The sequence below is a fragment of the Candidatus Hinthialibacter antarcticus genome (assembly GCA_030765645.1).
Classification (GTDB): domain Bacteria; phylum Hinthialibacterota; class Hinthialibacteria; order Hinthialibacterales; family Hinthialibacteraceae; genus Hinthialibacter; species Hinthialibacter antarcticus.
Map to the genome: position 1 here is coordinate 1 of JAVCCE010000045.1, position 21,049 is coordinate 21,049.

Consider the following 21,049-nt stretch of genomic DNA (forward strand, 5'->3'; position numbering starts at 1 on the left):
ACGGCAGGTAATAACCCACCAATATTTCGAATGATGTGGGGAGGGCGAACCTCCTGGTGAGCCGGATAAAACCGAAAGTTTGCTCCCTCTCCCCACTGGGAGAGGGTTGGGGTGAGGGCTTGGATATCGAAAGGGTTTTATTGGTGGGTTAAGAACCCACCCTACAAATTTTCCCTCCCCCATCTTTGGGGAGGGGTAGAAACCGGTCATTTTCGCGTCGCGGCGGGTGCGCGGGTTTAATACAATCCCCAGTTATTTACGGTTACCGGTTCTACATCATCTAATGTATGTCCTTCATTGAGATTCGCATAATTTGGTGAGCTATATAATGCGACTAATGACAAAACATCTGCTGGTGTAAATGAACCTGTTGATGGTGACATACAACTACCTTGATCAAGACTATCAAAAGATGATCTCAAATCATGGTTTCTTCCCATTGCATGTCCAATTACTAATTCATGCCATGCTGTACTTAAATCTATATGACTTCCAAACCTTACATTACCTGCAATAAGATATCCTTTTGTTGGTTGAGATGGGTCTGATGCATATTCAACTCCTGCAAATTTAGGAATAATATTGTACCATGAAACGTTGATTCCACGATTAGCTACATCTCCTCTTGAAGCCTTGACCATGTCAAATTTAAATGTTAATTCTCTTATAATTTCCCAATACGGTTCTCCATATTGCGCTAAATGATTATTGACTGCTTGTTGCACTTCAAAAATTGCATTTCTTAAAGTATCAATTGCTCCTGCTGGCGCATTATCTTCATCAAGGTAAACTGGAATTGAATTTCTTCCTGATCTTTCTCCAATTCCGTTGCCAATACTAAATGCCCATCGAGCAGGTCGACCATACGTTGTTGGATTGTGAATTGCACTCAAATGTTTAGGGTTCCAATACCATCGATGGCCTTCTTCAGTTGAACCAACGTAAAAATCTAACGGTCTTCGAGATGACATGCTCGATTTAATATTCATTAAACCATCTGTCGTTTTAATAATTAAAGGATGAGAATCATTTTCAGGAATTGCATCAAAAGTAAATCTACCTTCATCATCAGTTTTTATAACTTGACCATTATATGAAGCATCTGCGCCAACAACTGGAACGATACCTTGGTCTAAATAAGGATCATACGATGTCAAATCAAAAATTTGTCCTGTCAATGGTTTACTTGCCATTGGACGAACGCGGTTGCCGCGCTCAACACTTTGCGCAAAATCAAACACAATTTGTTTTCGAGCATCAATATCATCCGTTGACAACAATTGTTTCTCTAACCCCTTTAAAGAAATCCGCTGACCATTCACCACAACCGGAACCCGGCCTAACCCGCAATTGGTATATTCAATCTCATCGCCATTCACAACAGAATAAATGGTCGAACCGTCTAATTGAGACGCGAACACGCTGTGCGCCTGTTTCTCTGACATGTCCTTAATAAACGCGGGGATTCCTGTCGAATGCGCCGCGCTAGCCGCTCCTACAAGACCGAGTCCGCTCAAGAAAGTTCGCCGATGAATGGGTTTCATTGTATTGGTTCTCCATGAATGATGACGCAGGTTGATTTGAAACATTCTAGCATAAGATTTGAACAATTTGACCAACCCCTGCCCTCAAATTACCTTAATTCAATTGACGTTGCCGTCCCGCCATGATCCCCCCGGCGTTTGCAACGCCACCCCCCCTTATGTAAAGGGGGGCAAAAAACAAGCCGAGTTTTAAAGTAGGGGTGCAGCGTGCTGCACCCGAATTCCCCTTCATTGGTCATGGAGAGGGCGCATAATACCGAAAGCCTGCTCCCTCTCCCCCCTGGGAGAGGGCTGGGGTGAGGGCTTGGATATATATCCGTTTTTATTCAAACGCGGCTCGGCGGGAGCCTCGCCCTCCCCGCCCGCGTCGAGATTTTCTTGTCTCGAATCCCCCCGGCGTCTTCGACGCCACCCCCCCTTATGTAAAGGGGGGCATTCACCGCGACGGCATTGGTTTCATAATCACCTGGGGGGATCACGGCGGCCCTATAGTTTGGCTCGCGAAGCAGCCCACCATGCAATGTTTCAATCATCATGAACGGCAGGTAATAACCCACCAATATTTCGAATGATGTGGGGAGGGCGAACCTCGCCTGCGGCAGGCAGGCCTCGCCACAGCCCGCTCGATTCAGCTTCTGCTCATTTGTTTTTAAGGGCTGCCCGTTTCGCGGCCTTGGCTTGCCACCCTGCCAATACAAAAATTGTTGAATTTTTCTGAGTAGTATAATATGCTACTCAGTAGGACAATCTTTATAGTAGGATGTTTTCTGATGAGCATGGTGAAAAAAAGTATTACTGTTACTGAAAAACAAGCAGAGTGGGTCAAATCGAAGATTAATGAAGGCTTTTATGGAAATGAAAGCGAAGTATTTCGTGATCTGATTCGCAAAGAGCAAACGAGAGATCATGAGCTAGTGGCGATACGACAAGCGCTTGTTGAAGGTGAACAAAGCGGTGAGCCTCAGCCTTTTGATGCAGCCCGTTTTAAAGAGACAATGAAGATAAAACATGCCTGATCATAAGTACGAATATTATCTGTCACCAAAAGCCGTAGAGGATTTAGACCATATTTGGTTTTATTCTTTCGAAAATTGGGGAATTTATCAGGCTGATTTATACATTGACAAACTGACGGCAGCGTTTGAATTGCTCGCCGAACGTCCCAAAATTGCAGTGAATTGTGATGCTTTTAGTGAGGGGTATCGCCGATATCAAGTCGGAACTCATGTGATCTATTTGCGGCAAACTTCTTATTGGTATAGCCGTAATCCGTGTGTTGCATGAACGAATGGAACAAGTAGATCATCTGAAATAGGTTAAGCTTTTTCTTCCAGATATTTTTCCACTGCCACTGTTTTTAATTCAAAACCCAATATCGCTTTGGCGGCGTCGGGCAGGGTTTGGCTGTTGGCGTCAATGGTGTGCGTCAGGCGGATCAGTTCCGCAAGGCTAAGCCCCATATACACGCCGTTCGGCGGCATCATCTCCAGCGATAAACTGATGAACCCCCGGCGTGCGCATTTGCATAACGTATGTACGCCGTGGATGCGGCCTTCGAGCGCTTTCACGCCCACGGCGGTGAACTGAATCAGCGCTTTCAAAAATCGCCCGGGATGGGTGTGATGACCAGAGGCGTGCCAGGCGTCTTCCCAGGCTTCGTGCGCTTCCCAGTAATAGCCGTGGTTAAAAAGGTCGATGCCGAACAGGTAATGGGGGTTTTGGCTCCATCGTTCGGGATGCAGCGCGTCAGCGGGTTCGGGTTCATGCCCATAACTATGGCCCTCGGGATTGCGGGTCGGGTGCGGCAATTTGCCTGGAATAAACGCATACGCCGGAAAGGGGATGTCCGGCGCCAAACGTGGAATCTTGTTCAAGATAAAGACCTCGCTAATTTGTTGTTCCTTGAATCCATTTAGCCGCTTCGTATACTGAACGTCAACTCATTTCGCTATTCAGGGAGTCATTTTTTGAACCATCCAAGCCCGAATCCATCGCAAGATCAATCCTGCCATTGGGCGCCATTGGTCGAAATCATTGAGCGCATGAATACGTTTGTGATCTCCAGCCATATTCATCCCGACGGCGACGCCATCGGCGCTGCGTTGGCTCTGCGGCGGATGCTGGAGAACTATGGCAAGGATGCCATCTGTTATTTTACTCATCCCGCCGGGCGCCAGTTAGAACAATTCTGCAAACCGGGCGAGATTTTTTTACATGAAAAAGACGCAGTCGATTTGTCTGACCGCGATTTAGTCGTCATGGTCGACGCCAGCGGTTGGGACCGCCTGGGCGCGGCGGGCGCAGTGCTTGATAAACACCCCGCGCCGAATGTTTGCATCGACCATCACCCCGAAGTCGGCGAGTTCCCCGGGCTGCGCATTGTGGATACCAATGCGTCTTCAACCACGGTGTTGATTTACCGCTTGCTGAAGTATATGCAACTTTCTTTGACGAAAGACATCGCCGAGGCGATTTATCTGGGCATGATCGTCGATACCATTAATTTTCATTTGCCCAATACCAATGCCGAAACCCACCGCATCGCCGCCGACTGCATCGAAGCGGGCGTTAAACCGGCGGATGTGTACGAACCCGTGTTTGGCACCATGCGTTTTTCGCGGATGCGGCTGATGGCGGAGGCGTTTGCTAACGCGTCTGTTCTGTTCGATGGAACCGTCGGCGTGATGTTTACCGATTTGGCGATGGTCAAGAAATGCCAATCCGACGAGGATGACGACGACGGCTTCTCAGACCTCTCGCGCAATATTGAAGGCGTCAAGGTCGGGATTTATTTTCGACAGATTGACGCCGATCGAGTCAAAGTGAGTTGGCGCACCAAAGAACCCTATAGCATCGTCGAGAGCGCGCGCAAATTTGGCGGCGGGGGTCACCTGCGCGCATCGGGCGCCATGATTCATGCGTCGATTGAAGAAGCCAAACGATTGGTGCTGGCGGACATGGAAGCAAGGGTCCGCGCGGGCGACTACGTCTAACCGCCGTTCTCTGCGGAGACCGGGGAGCCGTCTTTCGCCCACTTCACCCCGCCAGTCACGACGAATGACACCCCTTTCACGAGATGCCAGGGAACAAACCGCGCATCGACGATAAAGGGCTTCATGGTTTTGGGGAAAACATTAAATACCTCGGCTTGATGGCGGTACACCGGAGTCTTTTTATCGCTGTAGTACGAAATTTCTACTTTTAATTGCTGATAGCCTTCTTCGCTCTGATTGACCAGATAACCCCGTAAATAGCGCTCCGATTCCATCCAAAAATGCGACCGATTGGGATATAACTCTAAATGGCTGGCTTCGGCGGGCGAATAGGATGTGACGCTTACGGGAAACCCCGATATAGTATTGATGCCACGGGGCGGGAACCGTTTTAAATCATCTTGGGAGACTAACTCTTCAACGCCAGGCTCAATTTTCTTCACCCACCAGGTGGGGACTTCATTCTTGAAGCCGAAGCGTTCGATGGAGTAGCGATAGTTATAGGTCGATTCAATCTCTCCCAAGAAGATATCGCCGTAATCGAGCGTAATGCGGTCGGATGTTTGCGCAGGCGAAACGAACGTTGCCGTCAGAATTACGATTAGAAAGAATACGAAGGGTGCGCTCTTCATACCATTAGGTTTCGGATGCAATCGCCATTTAGTTTAGTAATCCATAAAATCTGTCTTCTTTTCGTGATCGGATGCGTCGTGTGTCAGACGGCGTCTGCTGCGACTTTTTTGATTTTAGACCGCTGGGGCGGCGTGATTGGCGCGTCGCGCACCGCTGCGGGCGAATTACGCGAACCGGAAGTGGTACGCCCCTGGATGGAATCGCCGGAACCGGTCTTATTTATTGACATGGAAGCCGGAGTCGACGGCGGCTATCAATTGACCCAAACCGGCGAATTGTTATCAATGGGGGCCGCGCCGCCGTTGCAATTTGCGCTTAGTTCAGCGTATAACGCGACGGCGTTGGCCATGTTGCCTGGAGGCGTCGGTGGATGGATCGCCGTTGACGACTATATCAAACGCATCGGCCGTCAGCCGGAATTGGTATTTCCCCGGGGGTTGAACCAAGGCCGTATTTTATCTGATCTGGAATATGACCATCTCAATCGCCGCTTGGCGGTGTTGTTTAAAGACGGAGGGCTGACGGTTTGCAGCCAGCAAGCCCCGATTGAATACACCGTGAAACTGGCGGCGGACGATTCGGCTCTCGACGTGGAATTTGACGGCGACGAACTGTTGGTGCTCACGCAGCAAGCCAAAGTGGTTCGAGTCAATCAGAAGTCATCCAAATTAGACGCTAATGCTCCAACGCTATCCGAACAGAATGCGGTTGATCTTGAGTTGTCTCCATTCGGTAAAGGCTATTACGTGCTCGATGCGTTCGGCGTGATTCACGCGTGCGGCGGCGCCCCGAAAATCGAGACGGAAGCCTTGGCCCGGGCTGACGCCGTTGATTTAGAATGGATATCAACCGACGAGCCGCCGCGCTGGTATCCGACCGGATGGAACACGCAGGTCGCGTTGCAGCCAGACGCATTGCGCCTCGACCCCGAAGGCTCGTCAAAATACTTGTCATTAATGATCGACGGCGCCGAGAACATGCGTCGATTTTTGGTTGAACTGCGTCTCGATCCAACTCGCTTAGTGGTAGATCCAAACCGGGTGCTGATTGGCCCGTGGTGGAACCGGAACATCAATACCCCCAATTTAAAAGCCTCGTATGATGAATCGCAGGGGTTGTTGACCTTGCAGGGAACGGGGTCCACCACCATCACCGGCGGCGCCAACGGCGGCGGCGAAGCGGCGCTTATCCCGATTGCGCCCGCCCCCGGCGTCCAAGCGGCGACCGCATCGGTGACCATTGAACAATTTTTCTTTGAAGACGCTGCGTTGAGCTACGCCTATCGCCTTGATGCAGAACCCGCGCCCAGCATCATTCAGTTTCAAAGTTTGGCGCCGATATTAAATTTAGAATGGTCGATGCAGACGCCGTCGCAGGCCAAGGCGCCCACGGTTGGATCAGTGGTCCGTGCTGATGTGTATGTACAACACGGCAGCCGCATTCAAACCTTGGTATTTGATTTGAAGTTCACCAATCAAACCCTGCATTTGCTGGGGATGACGCCGGGCGATGCTTGGCAGCCGCACGTTCCATTACGGGTCCAATTCGCCACGCCGTCGCTGGCCAATCCAACCGGAGAAGTCAGTAACCAGGAAATCCGGGCGGTGGAGTCAGGCGCCTGTCAGGACGAACGGGCTTCATTATTGACGCTGTTTTTCGCTGTTCAGGAGCCGGGCGTTGCATCATTGCAATTTAAAAAATTGATGGCGCTTGATGAAAAAGATCGTGAGTTAAACGCTGACATTGAATTGAGCGGATTCGATTGGACGGTTTCATCCCAAGCGTCGGCGCTCAAACCATGATGCGCGAACGGTTGATAAGACGATGAATCTCGATAAGATAGTAGCGCTCTGCAAGAAAACCATTGGGAACCCTTATGAAGATTGAACCAGAAGACCAGCAACGGTATCGAATTGACGAAGACATGCCCGAAGAGGAAATAAAAATCCTCTCGGAGGCCCAGTCGTACGCACTGCAAAAACTCATTCAGAACGCTGGACATGTGTTGTCCGGCGAAGAGCGCGAAATTGTGATGAAATTGGTCGATAAGCTCAACCTCGAAACAGAGCGCTTCAAGTCTCTTCGAAAAATGACCGTCGGCGACAAGCCATTGGATGCGTTTTTATCCAAAAATCCATCTCAGCCCAAAACGAAACTCAAAGTCGGTTCAACGGTTGACGGCGGCGATCATTCGAAATCGTCTGACGGTGAAGTGATTGTTGAAGAAGACGGCGAGACCGAAGAACGCCGGCCCGAACCCAAAGTGACCCACATCGTCGGCTTCAAGCCGGAAGAAGTGGTCCAGCGCTATATCGAATGCTGGAACCAGCAAAAATTCGGCGCGGAGTTTGATTGTTTTAGCCGCGACTTTATGCAGATCAGCCGTGAACAATATATTGATGCGCGTCATGCTTCGTTTAAGAACAGTCTGGCCAATGGCGGAATGCGGGTTGATTTTAAAGGATTTGATTCGAGCGACGTCATCGGCGGTGAAGCGGAAGTGATCGCGGCAAAGTCGGTCAAAGAAGGCAATAAAGCAGAAAAGACCGAAAGAGACCTCTATCGCCTGAAACTCGACCACGGCCGCTGGGTGATCTACACCGTCCAGCCTCAGTGAGTTAGGCCGGATTTCATGCTATTTTTGTCTTAACGAAAACCTAACAGCCCGCCAGCATTGCAATTTGCTGAGCGGGTTTTCATTACAATAGATTCACTTCGAGTACAATACCCCATTATGGCCTATAAAAACCTAAAAGATTTTGTCGCCCGCTTAATTCGCGAAAATGAATTGGTTGAAATCAGCCAATCCATATCTCCTGTTCTTGAAATGACCGAAATCGCCGAGCGCGTGATGAAGTCGCACGGCCCGGCGTTGTTATTCACCAATCCCGAAGGCTCCGATATCCCGCTGTTGATTAACGCCTACGGTTCTGAAAAACGCATGGCGATGGCGCTGGGCGTTGACCATATCGACGAGATCGCCGAGCGCATCCGCAAACTCACCAAAACAAAACCGCCTGGCACGCTGTGGGAAAAACTGGCGATGCTGATGCAGCTCAAAGAGGTCGCCGGGTTCGCGCCGAAAAAAGTTAACACCGGGCGCTGCAAAGAGATCATCCTCAAGGGCGACCAGGCGAGTCTTAGCGATATCCCCGTGCAAACCTGCTGGCCTAAGGACGGCGGCCCTTACATTACGCTGGGGCAGGTCTACACCCGCGACCCGATTACGGGCATCCGCAATGTGGGGCTGTATCGTATCCAGGTATTTGATTCGCGCACCACGGGGATGCACTGGCAGATTCACAAAGTCGGCGCCTCGCATTTCCGCGAGTTTTGTAAGAAGAACCAGCGCATGCCGGTTGCGGTCGCGCTGGGCGGTGACCCGGCGTTGTTGTATGGCGCTTCGGCGCCCTTGCCGCCCAACATCGACGAGATTTTATTTACCGGATTTCTACGGCAGCAATCCGTCGAAATGGTAAAGTGCGAGACCAGCGACATCGAAGTGCCCGCTGATGCGGAAATTGTGCTGGAAGGTTGGATCGACCCGATGGAGCAGCGGATGGAAGGCCCCTTCGGCGACCATACCGGCTACTATTCGCTAGCGGATATGTACCCCGTATTTCATGTGGAGTGCATCACGCGCGCCCGCGACGCGATTTATCCGTCCACCATTGTCGGCATCCCGCCGATGGAAGACGCCTTCCTGGGGCAAGCCACCGAGCGCATCTTCATGCCGCTGATTCAGATGACGTTCCCTGAGATTGTTGATATGAGCCTTCCGGTTGAAGGCGGGTTTCATAGTTTGGCGATTGTCGCGATTAACAAATCATATCCGGGGCAGGGCTTTAAAGTCGCCCACGCCTTTTGGGGGACGGGTTTGCTCTCGCTGACCAAAAACATCATCGTCGTTGACGGACATGTAAACGTGCATAACCCCGGCGAGGTGATGTGGCGCGTCGCCAACAACTTCGCGGCGGAACGCGACCTGCAAGTGGTGCGCGGCCCGGTCGATGTGTTGGACAACTCGTCGGAGTATCCCGGTTATGGGTCTAAAATGGTAATTGACGCGACCCGCAAATTGCCACAAGAAGGCTTTAATCGCGAATGGCCGCCTGATATTGATATGACCAGCAGCGTGAAAACCAAAATTGATGAACTCTGGAACCAGTTGGGCATCCCCATTTCGTTGGAAGAATCCAAACGTCGCCAGTTTAAAATCTGGCCCGAAGACAAGGCGTGAAATGAAATGTAATCACCAATTCCTTCTCCCTCTGGGAGAAGGTTAGGATGAGGGATTCTTTCATACAGTGTTGTTTGTTGAAGTCGTGGTGAAATGAAATTTAATTGCTGAAATTGACTCAGCACAAATGCGGCGAGGCCGCCCCTCACCCCAGCCCTCTCCCAGAGGGAGAGGGGGGAAATACTAGGTGTCTTATGCCTTCTGAAGAACAAGTGCTTGTTATCCCCCGGTCTGCGTTAGAGGGGTTTCTGCCGTTTCGCGGATTTCGTTCGGCGCAGGGCGTTGACCTCGCCGCCTGGGCGCCGCAGTGTTCATTTAAGCCGCGCGGGCCGATGGAAAGCGACAAGGCGTACAAACAGATCATCCCTTACATTGTGCTGCGCAGCGGCGAGCAGGCGTTCCGTTATTGGCGCACCAAGCGCGGCGGCGAAGATCGCTTGCATCATTTGTACTCTGTTGGCGTGGGTGGTCATGTCAATCCGCGTGATGAAAACCTGTTTACGGATGAAACCGAGCGTCTGGAAGAAGCCGCTATGCGCGAGTTGCGCGAAGAAGTGGAATTGACGCATCCGGTTGAATTAAACCTGGTCGGGTTTCTCAATGACGATGAAATTGAAGTCGGGCAGTATCATCTCGGCGTGGTCTATGAGGCGTTTCTGCCGGAACCGCAAGTGACGTTGCGTGAATCGGCGCTGGGGCGCGGCGAGTGGAAGCCCGCGCATGAACTCAACGACGGCGTCGATTACGAAACCTGGTCGCAATTTGTGATTGATGATTACCTGCTGAAATCATGAATCGGCTTCACAAGCGTTGGCTTGAAGTTGTGGTCGTCATTGGCGTTTTCTGTATTATCCTTTCTATCACTCTCCCGGCGTTTTTCCGAAACCAGCAAGCCGAATCAAATGCGATGATTTTTGACGGAATGGCGCAAATCCTTAACGCTGTTCAGCAATACCAAAATGAACATCAGCAGTATCCCGCCGCAGTCTCAGAAGGAAAACAGCAAATTGTCTGGGATCAGGACGGGATGCTTTTGTTCAATAACTTGAACTACGATTATCTTCACTCCTTTCTTTTATGCGCAAAGCCGGATGGGCTGAAAATGCCTAAAGAATTTGTGGATTTGCAATATAGCCAAAACTTCTCTCTGGATGCCATATCACTTTTTCGTAATTCCACTAATAAATCTCTTGTGATCGCCATCGTCGCCAACCAGTTCAATCAGCCGCCTTTAAAACAAATGCTCATCCATCTCGACTCTGTTGTTCCCGGCCAACCCATCATTCAACCGCACTATTTTTTCGCCCCGTCGAATGGGCTGACCAGCCGGGGGAGCATGTATCTCGACATCTACGGCAACCACTCGCCTTGGGTCCACCCGCCAAAAACAGAGTTGCTTCCATGTTCCATTAGCGACATTATCGTTGAGGGCGTCGTCGATGAATGATCGCCCCGTCCAGTTTTGGTTGTTTGCGTTTCTACTGGCGGGGTTGTCGATTACCTTCGCCGGGCACGGTTCGTTCGTCGATGAGAACCTCATCATGCAAGTGACCGACTCCATCGCGCAACGCGGCAGCCTGGAAGCGATGCCCGGCTTTCAAGCGCTGGAAGCCCCCGACGGAAAATACTACAGCCGCTACGGCATCGCGTTTCCCGTCATAATGCTGCCTTGGTATTATCTCGGCGAAGTGTTGTTCTGGTTGTTCGGTCATCACGCGGTGTTTTTTAAAGGCTCGCATTTTTTCGCCTGCTTGTGGGGCAGCCTTTTCATCACGGCGCTAACGGGCGTTTTGTTTTATCGCGTATGCCGCCTCATTGGCGGAGAGCAGGCCGCATCCGCTGCGCTGTCAATCGTATTGATTTGGGGGACGTCATTTTGGCCTTATAGCCAAACCTTGTTCCGCCTGACGACCACCACCGCGATATTACTCATCCTGCTTGAGTGCATCTTACGCCATCAACAACAGGCGCGCTGGCTGCATCTCGTCGGAATCGCGCTTTGCGCAATGGTTGGCGTCAATCTGCGCGAGGATATCGTTATCGCATTTGCATTTCTCGGCTTGTTCGCGATTGCAATGGGTTCCGTACAAGAACGCGGCGCCCGCGCGTCGGCGTTTTGGGTTGGCGGGCTGCTTGGCGTCGCAATCTGGGGCTGGCACAACTACGTCCGCTTTGGGACGTTCTTCATTGAAAATTACGCCGACTTGGAATTCAACTACCCGCTTCTGATTAGCGTCCCCAATTTGCTGTGGGGATGGGGGCGCGGACTGTTGCCCTATTCGCCGTTGTGTTTGCTGTTGGTGTTTTCGTTTCGCTCCGCAAAAAAACATCGCGAGTTGTTATTGTGGTGTACTTGTTTTGGGATCGTCATCGCCTATCTCTTACTCTACGCAAAATCTCACATGTGGCACGGCGGGCGGTGTTGGGGGCCCCGGCACTTGTATTACCTACTGCCGTTTTGCATGTTGCCGGGCGTACGCTTGCTCGCCAACGATCAGCATTGGGGTTGGAAGGCGTTCGCCGCCGCCGCCTTTGTTTGGGGGATGCTCTATAACTGGCCGGGCGTCTACGCCCACACGGGCGCCTATCAATCTTTCGCGTCTGCGCCGGGCTTTTTTGAGTTACTCATGCGCCCGATTGGGCATCCCGATTACATTACATTCGATGATCTCGATCTGTGGTGGGTGCGCATGGTTCGCATGTATCCATACTCCCTCTGGCCGGTTGCGTTCGCCGGATTGATTGGCCTCACGCTGTATTGCGGCTGGCGGCTTTGGAATTCATTCAAGCAGCAGGCATAATGATTATATGGTTTTAAAACACCTCCTCTTACTGTTTGTCACGCTTCCGTTTCGCCAGTTTCGCAACCGCGCCCGCAGCGCACAGTGGGACGACGCGCTCAAATGGTTCGCTCTGAGCGTTTTTATTCTGGGCGTGGCGTGGGCGGAGTACGCGTTTTTTCAGCGCTTCTTTGCGTTGCTGGCGCAAGTGCCGTTAGGTTTCGCGATGGTGTTGCCCAACGCCTTTTCCATCATGGGGTCGTTTTTATTTGGCTTCCTCGTTTATTCCAGCGTGATTACCGCGCTGACATCGCTCTACCGTTCTGACGATCTCCGCATGTTGTTGCATACGCCAGTCAAGATCGAACTTGTCTTACTGATGAAATGGTTTGACGTAGCAGTGCGCAGCGCAATCACGCTGGTCGGATTTTGCATTCCCCCGATGATCGCGTTGGGGCTGCAACTTCAACTCGAACCGGCGTTCTATTTTGCGTTTATCACGGCGACGTTATTACTGGCGGCGCTAGCGGTCAGTCTTGCGATGATCGCGGCGTTCTTGTTGATGTCGGTGTTCCCCGCGAAGCGCCTTCATCAATCGCTGTCCGTCCTGGGGCTGTGCATCGCCGTCGCCCTGATCGGCGGGCTGCGCTTTCTTCATCTCGAAACGCTTTGGAGCGACGAGGCGTTGGCGAACCCGATGCTGACGTTTTTTCAACAGAAGCCAAGCGGGTGGGTGCAATACGGCCCTGGCATGTTGTTCGCTCAAGCGGTGCAGCCTTATTTGGGAATGAACATTCAAACCGCCGGCATTCTGCCCGTCGCATTGATTGGGCTGGCGTCGGTGTTTTTCTCTTTGGCGGTCGGTCGGACGTTGTTTCTTTCTGGGTGGTGGAAGTGTCAGGAGCAGGGCGACCCCGGCGTGAAGCGCGTACGCAGCATGTCCGAAACTTTTTGGGAACGCAATCTGCATCGCGGCCCGATTTCCGCCCTGATGGGAAAAGACTGGCTGATTACCCGTCGCGATCCCTCCATCTGGACGCAATTGTTTATGATGGTTCCGCTGGTCGCGTTGTACTTGGTCAATCTCTCGTTTTTGCCCGTCAAACAAGAAGGGCTTGCCCCGGTTCTCGCAGCGGCGAATGTTGGCGTGATCGCATTGCTGATCGCGGTGATTGGCGCCCGTTTTGTGTTTCCATCAGCCAGCCGTGAGGGCAGGGCGGTGTGGACGCCGAGCGTTGCGCCGATTGGGGCTTGGCGCCGCATTGTTCAAAAAATCCTGTTCGCCGCGCCTCCGGTGGCGTTGGTGTCGGGTGCGATGTTAATCGGTTCATGCCGGATATTGGACTTGCCTTACGATCTTTCGCTCTGGTCAATCGTGATCGGCGGGGTCGCATCGGTGCAAATTAGCCTGATGGCGGTGTTTTTAGGATTTTGCTTTCCTATTTATCACTATCGCCATTTGATGGAAGTCTCACTGGGCAAAGGCGCTTTTTTATACATGGCATTGGCGGTGTTAGAAATTTCCGGCCTGCTCTATTTCTCCGTTCAGTCGGCGTTGTTTGAGCCGGGCGCCGTGTTAGAACTGTCCAATATGCGCATCTTGCTATGGTTATTGGCCTGGACTTTGGCAACCCTTGGCTTTGGGTTTTGGAGTCTTGTGAAAACCCGCCAATTTGAATGGAACCTGTAACTGCGGTTTGATCTTTCTTCGACTTAAATGGTATGATCGTAGGCAGGGTATCAATTTGCCCGTCATCATCTTGTATTCGATAGGAGCCAAATCAATGAAACGCATCTTGAGTATCGCGCTTGCTGCTGCATTTGTTTGTGCATTTGGGTTTAGCGTCCCCGCGCAAGACGGGCCAATCAACGTCTTGTTTTTAACCAGCTCAGCAGGGTTTGAGCACGCTGTCATTAAACGGGAAAACGGCGACCTTGGTTTTGTTGAAAAACTCATGGTCAAACTGGGGGCGGAAGAAGGCATCCGCGTTCTCCCCACCAAAGACGGCGGACTCATCAGCAAAGAGACCTTGCCGCTGTTTGACGTGGTCATGCTTTATACCACGGGCGACATTACCAAAGCCGGAAACGACGGCAGCATCCCCACTTCCGAAGCGGGACGCCAAGCCTTAATCGAATGGGTCGCGGCAGGCGGCGCTTTGGTTGGAACGCACACCGCGTCAGATACATTCCACGGCTGGAAGCCCTACCTGGAAATGATCGGCGGGCAATTCATGACGCACGGCAAACAACAAGACGGCGTATTGACCGTCAAAAAACACCCCATCACCTCTCATTTGCCTGAAAAATGGAAACTGTTTGAAGAATGGTATTGCTACAAAAACCTGCAAGAAGATTTTACGCCCATCATGTTGCTCGACGGTTCGCAGATGGATGAAGACTACTACAAAGAAGCGGGTCTGTACCCTCATGGCTGGGTGGAAGATTTTGGCAAAGGCCGCGTGTTCCATTCGGCGTTAGGCCACCGTCAGGATGTTTGGGAGAATCCCGATTTCCAAAAAATGATTATTAAAGCGATTAAATGGACAGCGAAGAAATAGTCTAAGATTCATTGATAAGATTCAGCACGAAAAATGGGCGGTCAATTGACCGCCCATTTTATATTTTTGAATCCGTGTAAAACATTGATGATCCGAATGAATTATCCGGCTGCTGCGGTTTTTTCTTCTTCGGCTTTTTCGGCCTGTTTGGTTTGTTGCTCGGCTTTTTTTACATACTCGTCAAACCACTTATTGGCTTTCTTTAACACGGCGCGAAGTTTCACCAAGCGTTCTTTGTCGGCCTTATTGACTGGTTGCATGCTATCAGGGGTCAATAAAACCGCGTTGAAAAATTTCTGGTCTGGGTCCTTTGAGCGAAGATCAATAATGCCAGAGGCGTCTAAGAAGTGCGCAATGGCTTTTCGCGGGCCTGCTTTGGTCGGGTCAAATATGTCATCGTTTGCGAATAGTATTTTTTGAAGGTGCGCCATTAGCCCTTCTTTGGTGCCTTTTTCTCCGAGTTTGCCAACATCATCAGGCGGCAGACGATTTTCAACATTAAATTTGGCTGCGATTTCTTCGAGTTTCATCGCTCGTGAAACTGTCTTGCCAAACATTCCTTGCTTTTCTTTGATGGTGGGCAGTTTGCCGTTATTAAGAAATTTGACGCGGTCTTTAAAGATATCCATCACAGAGCGCGCTTCTAACTCCATGCGGGATTTGCGAAGAATATTCACAATGTTCGCAATCTTATCTTTGGGAAAGAGTTGGTCCGCTTTTTCAGGACCAAGCACAAAGTTACCTAATTTATTGATTAAATCATATAAGTCTTTGCGGCATTCTTCATAGATGGAATCTTCGCTTTCGCCAACGCCCATCAAGTTTTCTATGGCGATGCTGGAGGGAGACTGCTTTGTCGTCGTTCTGCCCGTCTCCATATCATGCTTTGTCCGCTCCAGTTCTTTGGCGGACTGCATGCGCTTGAGGCGCTCTTGAATTTCCTCCTGGCTGACATTGTATTTTGTGTTCGTTTTCTTCTGCATTGTGGAGTAATCCTTAAAATAATGAGCGTAAAAGTTTAGCTCAAATAATCCCCTCAAATCCTAAAGAAAAACAGAAAAAAAGAATATTTCTTTAATATTATAGCATTTTTTTACAAGTGCGTGAATGAAATCTTACAATCATTCTACCCGAGTTGTCAACATTTAAATCATTTATTTAAATACGCTTTTTTATCAACTTGAATTTACTTGCTTAATCCTTCATCGTAAGGCACCGATCATACATTATAACTCTAATTTGGTGAAATATACATGAATTTGACTCCTGCGATCTTAGGAGGCCGCTGCGCCGCCTCACCAGCATTACCCTTTGCTCGACCTTTGCTTCCTTCTTATGACGATGTTGCTGGACAATATCGGTCAATTTTTTCCAGCGGCATGGTGACCACCGGCCCCTATGCGGAGCAATTCGCCGAAGCCGTTGCTGATCGTCTTGGCGTTAAGTACGCCGTGTGCGTCTCGAGTTGCACGTCGGGGTTAATGCTTGCCTATCAAGCGCTGAGTCTCCCCAAAGAAGCGACGGTACTTGTTCCCAGTTTTACGTTTATGGCCTCTGGCTTAGCATCGCTTTGGAACCATCATCATTTAAAGTTTATCGACATAGACCCTAAAACCCTTAATCTAGATCCAAAAAATCTTGAAGAATCAATCACAGATGATTGTGAACTCGTGATTGGAGTCCATCAATTTGGCGCACCGGCTCCAATTGAAGAAATCCAAACCATTGCTGAAAAACATAGTCTTCAGGTCTTATATGATTCTGCGCATGGTCTGGGTTCTCTGCATCATGGTAAGCCGCTGGGCGGCAATGGCCGCGCGGAAATTTTTAGCCTTTCGCCCACCAAACTGGTTGTTGCGGGAGAAGGCGGCGTCGTCGCGACGAATGACGAAGAGATTGCCTATCATTTACGCATAGGCCGAAATTACGGCAACCCGGGCGACTATGATTGCTTGTTTCCTGGGATGAATGCCCGGATGAGCGAATTTCACGCGATCTTAGGGTTGCATTCACTCAAAATGCTTGAGGGCGCGGTTCATACGAGAAACAAGATCGTTGGGTATTATCGTGAGCGGTTGGGCGCATTGCCAGGCGTGGCGTTCCAGCAAATTGCAGAATATGACCGTTCATCGTATAAAGATTTCACTTTGATTCTTGAACCCGGTGAATTTGGTTTGAACGCCCAACAACTCGCCAAGGCTCTCGACGCAGAGGGAATCGGCTCGCGTATGTACTACGCTCCGGTATTGCACCAGATGAAAGTTTATCAACAATTCGTCGACTTTGATCCAGCCGAGCGGTTGCCTAACACGGTCTATTTAGCCACGCGGGCGATCTCGCCGCCGCTGTACTCAGATATGCGCGAACAAGAGGCCGCCGTCGTTTGTGAGGCGATTGAACGCATTCAAACGAACGCAAAAGCCGTTTTAGCGCGATTAACTGCGTAACTTCTTTTCATTTGAGTATTTTTCGCCTTGCCAGCCAGGCCGATGTTCTTTATGATATGCTTATCCAAACATTTTGTTCCGAAAAGGAGCATGGAGGAAACAATGAATAAAAGCCTTCTTACAATGTGGGCGTTGGCAGGCCTCGTATGCCTGGCGACGATGGGTTGTGCAAGCGGCGGTAAATTAGCGGATGCGGATATCGCCACTAGCATTAAAGGACAACTCGAAGCTCCGTCTGGACCTGAGGGACCGTTTGCCATTGATATTTTCGTAACCAAGAGCGAAGTCACGCTTGACGGTAAAGTGGACAGCGATGCCTCCAAGCAACAAGCGATGGGAATTGCGCAGTCGACGGAAGGCGTCAAAGGCGTTAAGAGCTTTTTGATTATTCCATGAGGCGGCAAGTCAACTTGAGCGAGATTGATCTCGTTCAGGGAGACATTACCCAACAAAACATTACTGTGATCGTCAACGCTGCAAATTCGTCCTTATTGGGCGGAGGCGGCGTTGACGGCGCTATCCACCGGGCTGGCGGCTCCGCCATTCTTGACGAGTGCAAAACTCTGGGTGGATGTAAGACGGGCGACGCCAAAATCACCACAGGCGGCAACCTCAAAGCACACTATGTAATCCATACTGTTGGTCCGGTCTATCATGGCGGGAACGACGGCGAGGCGGAACTGCTTGCGTCGTGTTACCGTAGATGTTTGCAAATCGCATCTGAGCGCAAGATTGAATCCATCGCGTTTCCTTCGATTAGCACGGGCGCTTACCGCTACCCGGTTGCGGACGCTGCGAACATTGCGATATCCACTGTCATTGGTTTCTTGAACCAAAATGATGATGTCAAACTGGTACGCTTTGTTTTATTTGACGACCATACGTTGAGCGCCTATCAAGCCGCGCTCAACGCGATTTAGTTTTCTCGATTATTCTTTCCGTCCGTCGTTCTCAAGCGGTTGATCTGTGTTGCCGGATTGCGGCGGCTCAAGCGTTATATTATCCATACTAGGCGAGGTTGTTGTTTCGCTTGGGCTGGTGGTATTTGCCGACTGAGTCGGAATGTCCGAAAAATTCACCGGGCCGTTCATTGGCGGTTGCGGATCAGAAGTTCCGCTAGGGCTTGGCGGCGTTGGAGACGATTGAGGCGTTGGAGACGACGGTGGAGTTGACGATTCGGTCGGCGCTGGAGGGGTTTGAGGCGAAGGCGCTTGGCGTCCGCTCGGGCTATAGGATTCATTGCCGGTTAAGGCTGCGACAAAGTGAAGCGTATAGGATTGAAGCAAAACCGGAACTGGAAGCATGAACAGGGCGACAAAAGCGCCGAGAGGCATCATCAAGCCTGAATTTTGTAGGGTGGTCATTGTTTCGGGGAAATTTTCTATACCTCCCATCGCCGCAACAATGGCGAGTGCAAACATGCTAAATAACATGTAGAAGACAAATACAACAAAACCAAAGACCAATGCTAAACCTACCTGAATCACAATATATCCTAAAAATTCCATCAAATTGGAAAGTACAAGTCCAATTGCTGTAGACCATGCTGCAAAGATGCCTTTCTTTTCGACTAACATTTGAGGAACGACTAGTCCTGCCAACATGGCGGAATAGATGACGAAAGCAACAAATACTATTAAACACACCAGCAATAACAACAAAACCATAATGACCATTAGGGCGGTGCTCGAACTGCCCTGGCTTATAAAGATGAAAGGCGCTGCGACCACCCCGCCGACCAGAACAACGCAGAGGACTATCGTGATTCCTGCGATCAGGTTCCACAGAAAAAGCGAAATGATGGATGAAATATTATTTTTAAATGATTGGCGTAAATGAAAGACGCCTTGTTTGACGCCGTCCATCAACATAAATGATATGCAGGAACCGATAAACATATACACAGTACCCAAGACTAACAGCAAAAGGCCGCCTGCTATGATGAGCGGTAATTGTTGAAGCAGGGTTGCATAAAAATCGCCGGATTGCATGTTTTCTTGCAGCCACGGGGTGAAATTTGGTTTCGGGCCTTGATAACCCTGGGCAAAAAAAACTAAGAGTGCGCCTTTGAGCCAATATTCCAACCGAAAGGGCTGGAACATCAAATAGATCATGTGTGTCCAACTTTTACCAAATGCATCGGTGCAATGAGCCATGGTTTATCCTTTATGGTTCGATTGACGTTTTGTCGCGCCGCCCATTGATTTGTGTTCGTATGGCGGAAACAATTTTCATTATTCGGTATTACGACGAACCAGTCTATTTAAATTCGACCCATTTTTATACAGGCGATTGTTCTAGTGCACCATCATACACGGGTTGTCGTTAATCTTCGAGCGTATCAATCCAATATACGATATTTAACGAACTGTTTGGGGGCGCAATCAAAACTGTGCGCGGTCGTTAAAGCCGATGCGTATGGTCATGGTCTCGAACAGATTGCTCCCGCCGCAGTGCAGGCTGGCGCCGACTCTCTGGGCATCGTCGATAATTGGGAAGCCAAACTCATCCGCGAGTTGGGGATTCCGTTGCCCATATTGCGTCTTCGTCCTGCGCTGAAAGAGGAAGCCGAAGAAGCCGCGCAGTGGGGCGTTGAAGAAATTGCCGGATCATTGCAGAACGCGCAAATATATTCAGCCATTGGCGCGGCGAGAAAACAGCCGATTGGCGTTCATGTTCAGCTCGACGCGGGCATTGGGCGCATGGGCATGTATGCGTCTCGCCAACAAAGCGATTTGGACGCCTTGCTTGCACTTCCGGGAATCAAGATCAAGGGCGTAATGACTCACTTTCCTTGTGCGGACGAAGAGGACCGGTCGATTACGAAATTGCAACTTCAAGGGTTTCTTAACGACGTCGAGGCATTCAAACGCCAACTGCCCGGCGACATCATTCTACACGCTTCCAATAGCGCGGCGTTGCTGCGTTTTCCTGACGCGCATTTGCAGATGGCGCGCGCAGGGATTGTCAGTTACGGCCTGAAGCCTGACCTGAGTATGGAGGTTCCCCATGAGCTCCAGCCTGTCATGCAGTGGGAAACGAAAGTTGTTCTGGTGCGGGAAGTCCCGAAAGGCGCGAGTATCGGCTATGGCATGACCTATAAAATGCCGGGGGATGGACGCATTGCGCTGCTGCCGACCGGGTATGCGGACGGGTATTTGCGCGACTTTTCTAATCGCACTCATGTTTTAATTCGGGGGAAACGGTTTCCCGTGGTGGGGCGCATTTCGATGAATTTGATTACGGTTGACGTCAGCGATGCTCCTGAAATTCAAGAAGGAGAGGAAGTGGTTTTGATGGGAAGGCAAGGAAATGAAACGATTTCCGCTTCAGAATTGGGCAAACATGCAAGCACAATTGATTACGAAATTGTCTGCTTAATCGGTCGTTGTAATGGAAAATGGCGCCACTATGTTTCAGGATGATAATAGAATTGATAAAGAATATTGCTAAATTATTGTCTGTATTGTTGTTGATTTGGCTTACTCCGTTGCAGTTTTTTTCAAATAATTGGATTTAGTCTTGACTTTCAGGTATATCGACGTAATATAGAATTATGGGCTTCCAACCTTTGGGATCGCGCAAAGGAACTTCTGTTCCGAGGGTCGATCCCTTTTTTTGTCTAGATATATTTGTTATCTTTTCGTGTAGATATTCTTGCGGTGAGGTGATGGGTTTCGGGGCGCTCAAAAAGCAGTGGGTCAGCGTACGTGAAGCGCTCAGCGGTTCGTTCTGATTTGGAAGTTCAATCAGAACATCTTTCTTAAAACAACTATAAAGCTCTTTGATTTTCGAGATTTGAGTCTACAATTCACAACTTGGCATTAAGACCTAAGACCTTAATTACGCGA

General features: G+C 50.1%; 20 protein-coding genes. 15 read left to right on the top strand and 5 right to left on the bottom strand.

Translation table 11 applies throughout. The annotated features are described in order from the left end of the window. Positions 1-236: 236 nt before the first annotated feature. Positions 237-1,544, bottom strand: a complete 1,308-nt coding sequence (locus P9L94_10700; protein ID MDP8244539.1) for a hypothetical protein — start codon at positions 1,542-1,544, stop codon at positions 237-239. A 770-nt stretch (positions 1,545-2,314) separates the two neighbouring features. On the opposite strand from P9L94_10700, the gene P9L94_10705 reads away from it, so the two are divergent. Then, complete coding sequence (locus P9L94_10705; GenBank protein MDP8244540.1) at positions 2,315-2,560, top strand: type II toxin-antitoxin system ParD family antitoxin; 246 nt, start codon at positions 2,315-2,317, stop codon at positions 2,558-2,560. Beyond that, positions 2,553-2,828, top strand: coding sequence for a type II toxin-antitoxin system RelE/ParE family toxin (locus tag P9L94_10710; protein MDP8244541.1), 276 nt, complete (start codon positions 2,553-2,555; stop codon positions 2,826-2,828). Before P9L94_10705 ends, P9L94_10710 begins: the two co-directional genes overlap by 8 nt. A 32-nt stretch (positions 2,829-2,860) precedes the next feature. Here the strand turns inward: P9L94_10710 and P9L94_10715 are convergent, their stop codons facing one another. Continuing rightward, positions 2,861-3,418 (bottom strand): DUF309 domain-containing protein, encoded by a 558-nt coding sequence (locus P9L94_10715; protein ID MDP8244542.1) that lies wholly within the window; start codon positions 3,416-3,418, stop codon positions 2,861-2,863. Between the two features lie 93 nt (positions 3,419-3,511). On the opposite strand from P9L94_10715, the gene P9L94_10720 reads away from it, so the two are divergent. Continuing rightward, positions 3,512-4,537, top strand: a complete 1,026-nt coding sequence (locus P9L94_10720; GenBank protein MDP8244543.1) for a bifunctional oligoribonuclease/PAP phosphatase NrnA — start codon at positions 3,512-3,514, stop codon at positions 4,535-4,537. Here P9L94_10720 and P9L94_10725 read toward each other — a convergent pair. Then, the gene (locus P9L94_10725; protein ID MDP8244544.1) at positions 4,534-5,169 is read right to left on the bottom strand and encodes a hypothetical protein; all 636 of its coding nucleotides are present in this window, start codon (positions 5,167-5,169) and stop codon (positions 4,534-4,536) included. The genes P9L94_10720 and P9L94_10725 overlap by 4 nt on opposite strands. A 15-nt stretch (positions 5,170-5,184) precedes the next feature. On the opposite strand from P9L94_10725, the gene P9L94_10730 reads away from it, so the two are divergent. The 8 genes from P9L94_10730 to P9L94_10765 all read left to right on the top strand — a co-directional run bounded on the left by P9L94_10730 (position 5,185) and on the right by P9L94_10765 (position 14,751). Further along, positions 5,185-6,972, top strand: a complete 1,788-nt coding sequence (locus P9L94_10730) for a hypothetical protein (GenBank protein ID MDP8244545.1) — start codon at positions 5,185-5,187, stop codon at positions 6,970-6,972. 74 nt (positions 6,973-7,046) lie between these two features. Then, complete coding sequence (locus P9L94_10735) at positions 7,047-7,787, top strand: hypothetical protein (GenBank protein ID MDP8244546.1); 741 nt, start codon at positions 7,047-7,049, stop codon at positions 7,785-7,787. Positions 7,788-7,904: 117 nt separating this feature from the next. After that, complete coding sequence (locus tag P9L94_10740) at positions 7,905-9,410, top strand: menaquinone biosynthesis decarboxylase (protein ID MDP8244547.1); 1,506 nt, start codon at positions 7,905-7,907, stop codon at positions 9,408-9,410. A gap of 194 nt (positions 9,411-9,604) precedes the next feature. Continuing rightward, a complete protein-coding gene (locus P9L94_10745) occupies positions 9,605-10,204 on the top strand; it encodes an NUDIX domain-containing protein (protein MDP8244548.1) in 600 nt (199 codons plus the stop codon). After that, positions 10,201-10,857, top strand: a complete 657-nt coding sequence (locus tag P9L94_10750) for a type II secretion system protein (protein MDP8244549.1) — start codon at positions 10,201-10,203, stop codon at positions 10,855-10,857. The genes P9L94_10745 and P9L94_10750 overlap by 4 nt, the downstream gene beginning before the upstream one ends. Beyond that, the gene (locus P9L94_10755; protein ID MDP8244550.1) at positions 10,850-12,211 is read left to right on the top strand and encodes a hypothetical protein; all 1,362 of its coding nucleotides are present in this window, start codon (positions 10,850-10,852) and stop codon (positions 12,209-12,211) included. Before P9L94_10750 ends, P9L94_10755 begins: the two co-directional genes overlap by 8 nt. A 7-nt stretch (positions 12,212-12,218) precedes the next feature. Then, positions 12,219-13,880 carry a hypothetical protein gene (locus tag P9L94_10760; GenBank protein ID MDP8244551.1) on the top strand — a complete coding sequence of 554 codons (1,662 nt, stop codon included), beginning with the start codon at positions 12,219-12,221 and terminating at the stop codon, positions 13,878-13,880. Positions 13,881-13,974: 94 nt separating this feature from the next. Continuing rightward, entirely contained in the window at positions 13,975-14,751 is a 777-nt protein-coding gene (locus P9L94_10765; protein MDP8244552.1) for a ThuA domain-containing protein, read from the top strand. A 101-nt stretch (positions 14,752-14,852) separates the two neighbouring features. Here the strand turns inward: P9L94_10765 and P9L94_10770 are convergent, their stop codons facing one another. Continuing rightward, the gene (locus tag P9L94_10770) at positions 14,853-15,734 is read right to left on the bottom strand and encodes a hypothetical protein (GenBank protein ID MDP8244553.1); all 882 of its coding nucleotides are present in this window, start codon (positions 15,732-15,734) and stop codon (positions 14,853-14,855) included. A gap of 270 nt (positions 15,735-16,004) precedes the next feature. On the opposite strand from P9L94_10770, the gene P9L94_10775 reads away from it, so the two are divergent. The 3 genes from P9L94_10775 to P9L94_10785 all read left to right on the top strand — a co-directional run bounded on the left by P9L94_10775 (position 16,005) and on the right by P9L94_10785 (position 18,118). Next, the gene (locus P9L94_10775; GenBank protein MDP8244554.1) at positions 16,005-17,198 is read left to right on the top strand and encodes a DegT/DnrJ/EryC1/StrS family aminotransferase; all 1,194 of its coding nucleotides are present in this window, start codon (positions 16,005-16,007) and stop codon (positions 17,196-17,198) included. Between the two features lie 102 nt (positions 17,199-17,300). Then, positions 17,301-17,594: a BON domain-containing protein gene (locus P9L94_10780; GenBank protein ID MDP8244555.1), complete on the top strand. Its 294-nt coding sequence runs from the start codon at positions 17,301-17,303 to the stop codon at positions 17,592-17,594. Next, positions 17,591-18,118, top strand: a complete 528-nt coding sequence (locus P9L94_10785; GenBank protein ID MDP8244556.1) for an O-acetyl-ADP-ribose deacetylase — start codon at positions 17,591-17,593, stop codon at positions 18,116-18,118. Before P9L94_10780 ends, P9L94_10785 begins: the two co-directional genes overlap by 4 nt. 9 nt (positions 18,119-18,127) lie before the next feature. Here the strand turns inward: P9L94_10785 and P9L94_10790 are convergent, their stop codons facing one another. Next, entirely contained in the window at positions 18,128-19,300 is a 1,173-nt protein-coding gene (locus tag P9L94_10790; protein ID MDP8244557.1) for a hypothetical protein, read from the bottom strand. Positions 19,301-19,498: 198 nt separating this feature from the next. On the opposite strand from P9L94_10790, the gene alr reads away from it, so the two are divergent. After that, positions 19,499-20,623 carry an alanine racemase gene (gene alr / locus P9L94_10795; protein MDP8244558.1) on the top strand — a complete coding sequence of 375 codons (1,125 nt, stop codon included), beginning with the start codon at positions 19,499-19,501 and terminating at the stop codon, positions 20,621-20,623. Positions 20,624-21,049 lie beyond the last annotated feature (426 nt).

What these genes read in the sequence shown, in the direction of transcription:
- P9L94_10750 (MDP8244549.1), top strand. Translation starts at nt 10,201, where the DNA reads ATGAATCGGCTTCACAAGCGTTGGCTTGAAGTTGTGGTCGTCATTGGC.
- P9L94_10700 (MDP8244539.1), bottom strand. Translation starts at nt 1,544, where the DNA reads ATGAAACCCATTCATCGGCGAACTTTCTTGAGCGGACTCGGTCTTGTA.
- P9L94_10710 (MDP8244541.1), top strand. Translation starts at nt 2,553, where the DNA reads ATGCCTGATCATAAGTACGAATATTATCTGTCACCAAAAGCCGTAGAG.
- P9L94_10780 (MDP8244555.1), top strand. Translation starts at nt 17,301, where the DNA reads ATGAATAAAAGCCTTCTTACAATGTGGGCGTTGGCAGGCCTCGTATGC.
- P9L94_10785 (MDP8244556.1), top strand. Translation starts at nt 17,591, where the DNA reads ATGAGGCGGCAAGTCAACTTGAGCGAGATTGATCTCGTTCAGGGAGAC.
- P9L94_10790 (MDP8244557.1), bottom strand. Translation starts at nt 19,300, where the DNA reads ATGTTCCAGCCCTTTCGGTTGGAATATTGGCTCAAAGGCGCACTCTTA.
- P9L94_10775 (MDP8244554.1), top strand. Translation starts at nt 16,005, where the DNA reads ATGAATTTGACTCCTGCGATCTTAGGAGGCCGCTGCGCCGCCTCACCA.
- P9L94_10740 (MDP8244547.1), top strand. Translation starts at nt 7,905, where the DNA reads ATGGCCTATAAAAACCTAAAAGATTTTGTCGCCCGCTTAATTCGCGAA.
- P9L94_10745 (MDP8244548.1), top strand. Translation starts at nt 9,605, where the DNA reads ATGCCTTCTGAAGAACAAGTGCTTGTTATCCCCCGGTCTGCGTTAGAG.
- P9L94_10760 (MDP8244551.1), top strand. Translation starts at nt 12,219, where the DNA reads ATGGTTTTAAAACACCTCCTCTTACTGTTTGTCACGCTTCCGTTTCGC.
- P9L94_10765 (MDP8244552.1), top strand. Translation starts at nt 13,975, where the DNA reads ATGAAACGCATCTTGAGTATCGCGCTTGCTGCTGCATTTGTTTGTGCA.
- P9L94_10755 (MDP8244550.1), top strand. Translation starts at nt 10,850, where the DNA reads ATGAATGATCGCCCCGTCCAGTTTTGGTTGTTTGCGTTTCTACTGGCG.
- P9L94_10705 (MDP8244540.1), top strand. Translation starts at nt 2,315, where the DNA reads ATGAGCATGGTGAAAAAAAGTATTACTGTTACTGAAAAACAAGCAGAG.
- P9L94_10735 (MDP8244546.1), top strand. Translation starts at nt 7,047, where the DNA reads ATGAAGATTGAACCAGAAGACCAGCAACGGTATCGAATTGACGAAGAC.
- P9L94_10770 (MDP8244553.1), bottom strand. Translation starts at nt 15,734, where the DNA reads ATGCAGAAGAAAACGAACACAAAATACAATGTCAGCCAGGAGGAAATT.
- P9L94_10730 (MDP8244545.1), top strand. Translation starts at nt 5,185, where the DNA reads ATGCAATCGCCATTTAGTTTAGTAATCCATAAAATCTGTCTTCTTTTC.
- P9L94_10725 (MDP8244544.1), bottom strand. Translation starts at nt 5,169, where the DNA reads ATGAAGAGCGCACCCTTCGTATTCTTTCTAATCGTAATTCTGACGGCA.